Origin of the sequence: Brevibacillus sp., assembly GCF_003521185.1 — a bacterium.
GTDB lineage: Bacteria > Bacillota > Bacilli > Brevibacillales > Brevibacillaceae > Brevibacillus > Brevibacillus parabrevis.
Map to the genome: position 1 here is coordinate 1 of NZ_DOTK01000090.1, position 4,477 is coordinate 4,477.

The 4,477-nt window shown below is 45.2% G+C and carries 4 protein-coding genes and 1 pseudogene; 3 read left to right on the top strand and 2 right to left on the bottom strand.

All coding sequences use genetic code 11. From position 1 onward, the window contains the following. Positions 1-204 precede the first annotated feature (204 nt). Positions 205-1,455 (top strand): hypothetical protein, encoded by a 1,251-nt coding sequence (locus DEP07_RS26540; protein ID WP_122962762.1) that lies wholly within the window; start codon positions 205-207, stop codon positions 1,453-1,455. A 430-nt stretch (positions 1,456-1,885) separates the two neighbouring features. Here the strand turns inward: DEP07_RS26540 and DEP07_RS26545 are convergent. Together DEP07_RS26545 and DEP07_RS26550 are read right to left on the bottom strand one after the other, a co-directional pair. Beyond that, a pseudogene (locus DEP07_RS26545) lies at positions 1,886-2,058 on the bottom strand (IS256 family transposase); the annotation flags it as partial. Positions 2,059-2,112: 54 nt separating this feature from the next. Next, a complete protein-coding gene (locus DEP07_RS26550; RefSeq protein WP_287103240.1) occupies positions 2,113-2,373 on the bottom strand; it encodes a hypothetical protein in 261 nt (86 codons plus the stop codon). 181 nt (positions 2,374-2,554) lie between these two features. Here DEP07_RS26550 and DEP07_RS26555 point away from each other — a divergent pair, with 181 nt between their 5' ends. Both DEP07_RS26555 and DEP07_RS26560 read left to right on the top strand, forming a co-directional pair. Next, positions 2,555-2,779, top strand: a complete 225-nt coding sequence (locus DEP07_RS26555; protein WP_122962765.1) for a hypothetical protein — start codon at positions 2,555-2,557, stop codon at positions 2,777-2,779. A 36-nt stretch (positions 2,780-2,815) separates the two neighbouring features. After that, entirely contained in the window at positions 2,816-4,381 is a 1,566-nt protein-coding gene (locus DEP07_RS26560; protein WP_287103241.1) for a PucR family transcriptional regulator, read from the top strand. Positions 4,382-4,477: the final 96 nt, after the last annotated feature.

Consider the following 4,477-nt stretch of genomic DNA (forward strand, 5'->3'; position numbering starts at 1 on the left):
AACCTCACATTGTGAAGAAGCATGAAACCACCGCAAATGGTTGTATATCACAACTGGCCATCCATTTTGGAGATCGATTGTAAGGCACATAACCCAACGGTTGAGTCGGCTTGACATGGAGCCTAGTATGAGCGAATGTTGCACACATTACTAATATATATTATATTTGTCATATTATGTAAATTTCTTGTGGAGGCATAAATTATGAAGTTGAAAAGTGTTGTGCTGAATTTAATGGTCGTAGGTGCAATATCTATTTTGCCACTATCTAATACGATCATTGCTGAAGGAAAGGAAAAGGAGGACAAAGTGCGTTATGTTACTCCGATTGATGAAGATGAGTTCTGGGATAGAATGGAGATTCAAAAGCGAATACCTGACTTGATTGAGTATTTAGAAAAAAAGTTTGATGATAACTATGCGGGGCTATACGTTGATCAAGAACATGGAGGAATAATTCATATTGGTTTCCATTCTATCCCTCAAAAAGATGAGTTGAATAAAGTTAGAGACATATTGGGGGAAGATGTTGAAGTTGAATATGATGAAGTAAAGTATTCCAAGGAAGACTTGGATAAAGTTGTTGAAGAGCTTTCGGTGAACATTGATAGATTCGAGAAGAATGTTGCAAGCATCTCTTCTAGTTTTAAAGATCAGTCTGTAATCGTAGGTTATACTGAAGATGAAAGTGAGGCAAAAGATAGTATAGAAAAAGGGTTGAACAAAAAATCGATTCGAAAAATGACTATAGATGAGTCACTAATTAAATTTGAACAAACAGAAAAAATTGAGCCTAAAATAGATAGAGCACAAATAAAGGTTAGACCAGTACCGGGAGCAGCTCAAATGAATTATTCAGGAAGCGGTTTTTGTACAAATGGCTTTTCAGCAAAAGATTCAAATAGTTCTACTTACTTTTTAGTTTCAGCAGGACACTGTGCTGATAATACAGGGCAACAAGTTTTACAGAGCTACAATAAAGACAATTTAATCGGCACTGTTCATAAAAAGATATTTTACTGGGGTAGTTCAGTAGATGTATCCCTGGTCAAAGTTAAATCTGATTTAACAACTCACAACATCTTAACTACATCAGGAAACAATTACGATGAAGCAGGATACCAAATCATTGGTGAGCAAATCAACGATTGGGAAGGTATGGGAGTATGCACATCATTAGGTCAATCTGATACTCAAATGTGTGGATTTGTACAAGGAACGAATGAAAGTGTATATGCATTAGGCAGCCATTTAAAAAACCAGAAAAAGGTTTCGCTTAAAGTTGTAAATGGAGACAGCGGATCGCCAGTTGGAGTACCTGATTCTAAAAACACGAAAAAACTATACTTATATGGAATTGTATCTGCTGCTAGATCTAATGAAAGTGTTACCTATTTAACTTATATTGGCAATATAAAAGCAGAAACAGGCATCAAAGTAATAACTGGTAAATAGTTCCAAAATACTAACCCGCGCCTAAGAGAGACTCATAAAATGGGCGTGGGTTAGTAAGGAGGTATATTCTATGAGGAAAATAATAGAATACTTAATAATATATTTGATTACTGGGACTTTCGTGTTTCTTGGAAAGGTATTTGTTTATATGCTAGGTGATGAACAGGCGTTTGGAGAATCCGCACTTTATTACTTTTGCAATTTTATATATTACGTTGTGGCATTCTATATTATTTACATTGGTGTCAAAAGGTTACGATTAAATAATGCAAGTAAAACAAATAGAGTAATGGATGTTTCAATATTTATAATCTGTGTTTTTTTAGTGTATTGGAGTGCAAATGTGTTTATCTCAAATTATGTTGTTTATCTTGTATAGAAAGTAATAGGGTCTGACCAGTATTTTGGTAAACCCTTTTGAAGCATAGAACTAACGCAAGCAATGCCCGATCCGATCAGGGAAGAAAACGGAGAGTTGAAGGAGCATTTGCCCCAGTTTTGTACACGCCCCGTCCACTTTCGGGTCACGTCCGTGGTCGCCAAATAGAGCATTTTGAACAGGGCTTCATCCGTCGTAAAAATGCTCTTGCCCTTGGTCACCTTTCCAAACAGCCCCCCTGCTCGCCTAAACGCACAGGGGGGCTGTTTTGGTGACATTTACAAATCGCGTGCGACGTGGGGTTTGCTATAATGACTGGTGCCCCCACCGCCAACGAGGACTCTGCCGCCTTTGCCGAAAATCAGCAGTTTTCTGGAACCGTCCGCCAACAGGACGATGATTTTGGCCTGGTTAGCTGTTGCCGTATAAACGACGTATCCGCTTCTGGACACGAATCTGCGCCAGTTTCTGTCAAATTCCGAGCGCAGAACGCGAGTGGAGTACACTTGGTTTTCTACGCGTGTTGCCGTTTTTTTCATCTTGATGAACACCTCCTGTCCCTTTTACTTTATTCACAAGCGAACAATTGGTTTGGACAAGTGTTGGTAGACGTCGCCTATTTTCGTTGCAAACCAGCACCAGGCGTACTATGATAACAACAAGGATGGCAGTCGCAGACGGTACCAAAGCGAACGGGCCGCCACAAAGGAGTGAGTGAAAATGGCAAAAAGCAGCGCGCGCAAGCATCGGGAAAAATTGGCGCGGGAAGGCAAGCGCAACCCGGAGTTGAACAGGAGCATTTTCGTGTTTGCTGACATGAGACAGCGAGCGACGAAGACAAAAGCGGAGAAACTGAATCAGCACAAGCACAAGAGATCGTTGTCCTATCAAAGTGATGACGGTCTTTTTTATTGCCGTTTTTCTGCCCTCCGCATTTTGTGGTAGCATGTAGCCAAGAGTCAAAAGCGAAGAGGTGAAGTCATGGAAAACTCTCCTTTTACCGTCGAGCGGCTGTTGCAATTGCCTGTGTTTCGCGGATCGGAAATCATGGCCGGACACGCAGGAATCGCCAAAGAAATTTATTACATAAGCTCCGTGGAAATGCCTGATTTGACAGGCTTTTTGCGGCCGAACGAACTGATTATTACGACAGGCTACGCGTTTCGGCATGAGCCGATGCTGCTCTGCCGCTTGCTGGATGAAATGCATCGGATCGGCAGTTCGGCTATCGGCATCAAGACGAGGAGAGTCATTCAGGAAGTGCCCGCCGAGGCGTTGTACAAAAGCAATTTGTACGGCATTCCGCTGTTTGATATCCCGCTGGAAAATTCGTTTATCGACATGACGCATGCCGTGATTGACCAGGTGCTTCAACGCCAGGCGTTTTTGCTGCGCGAGGTGCGGGAAGTGAACCAGCAGTTTACCAATCTCGTCCTGAATCGGCGGACGACCGAGCTTGTCGTATTGATCGGGAACATGCTCGCTTGCGAGGCGGCTGTGCTGAAAGAGGACGGGGAAATCGAGAGCGCTACGTCGCAGTTTGATGTTAGGCAGATTCAACAAAAGCGGCCGATCCAGGTGGGCAGCAGGGTGATGGGCTATCTTGCCATTTCGCGCGAACTGAAAGAACAGGAACGCTTCGAACAAATGTGCCTGGATCATGCGGTGACCGTGTTGGCGATTGACTTTACGATCCGCCAGTCACAGCAGTTGCAACGGGAACGAGAGCAGGAGTCGTTTTTGGTCGAGCTGTTTTCCGGTTCTGCCCACCAGGAAGACTTGCTGCGCTACCGGGCCAAGCAACTGGGAATCTCGCTCAGGCAATATCATTACGTAATCGTCATGCGTGTGCAAAGCAAGGTTGAGATGGCGCAAAAGGAACGGGATGAACAGCTTGCGCAGGTGTACCATCTGCTGTTGCAAAAGCTGAACAAGCCAGGGGTGCATGCACGCAAAGGAGTCGTCATCAACGATTCGCTGCTCGTGCTCTGTTCATCGGCTTTTGCCGAAGCGGACAAGCAAAAAGCGGAAGCGGAAGCACTCATGAGGGAGCTGGCGCTTCTGCAAGAGGAGTTTTCGGCCCAGTGGCAGCTTGCTGTAGGAATCGGGGGAGCGCGCGAGCATTTGGCAGACGTTCCGGCTAGTTCGCGCGAAGCGTACAAAGCGATTGCTGTCGGAGCCAAGACGCGACCGAAACAGGAAATGGTGCATTATCACGAGATTCTCGTCGAAGACTTGCTGCTGGACAACGCAGGTCATCCGGTGCTGGCGGCGCTCACCTCCATGCTGATCGAGCCGCTCGTCCGCTACGACGAAGAGTACGGGACAGAGTTGCTGGCGACATTGGGCGCTTTTCTTCAATCGGGGGGAAATACAAAGCGGGTCGCGGAGGAAATGTTCATTCATCGCAACTCGGTCTTGTATCGGCTGGAGCGAATTGGCGAGATTCTGCAAACCGATTTGAATGATCCCGAGGTGCGATTTCGTTTGGATGTCGCCATGCGAGTCTGGAAAACGCAGGGAGTCGACATTCATTCGTTCGAATAACGACAGGCCGTTTGTGATCGTGCCCAAAAAAGGGTGCGAACTTTTGGGACGCTTCCCATAGGGGAAAGCGTCTTTTTTTTGGTGCGCCACGCATGG

Coding starts and splice junctions, on each gene's coding strand:
- DEP07_RS26540 (WP_122962762.1), top strand. CDS start 205: ATGAAGTTGAAAAGTGTTGTGCTGAATTTAATGGTCGTAGGTGCAATA.
- DEP07_RS26560 (WP_287103241.1), top strand. CDS start 2,816: ATGGAAAACTCTCCTTTTACCGTCGAGCGGCTGTTGCAATTGCCTGTG.
- DEP07_RS26555 (WP_122962765.1), top strand. CDS start 2,555: ATGGCAAAAAGCAGCGCGCGCAAGCATCGGGAAAAATTGGCGCGGGAA.
- DEP07_RS26550 (WP_287103240.1), bottom strand. CDS start 2,373: ATGAAAAAAACGGCAACACGCGTAGAAAACCAAGTGTACTCCACTCGC.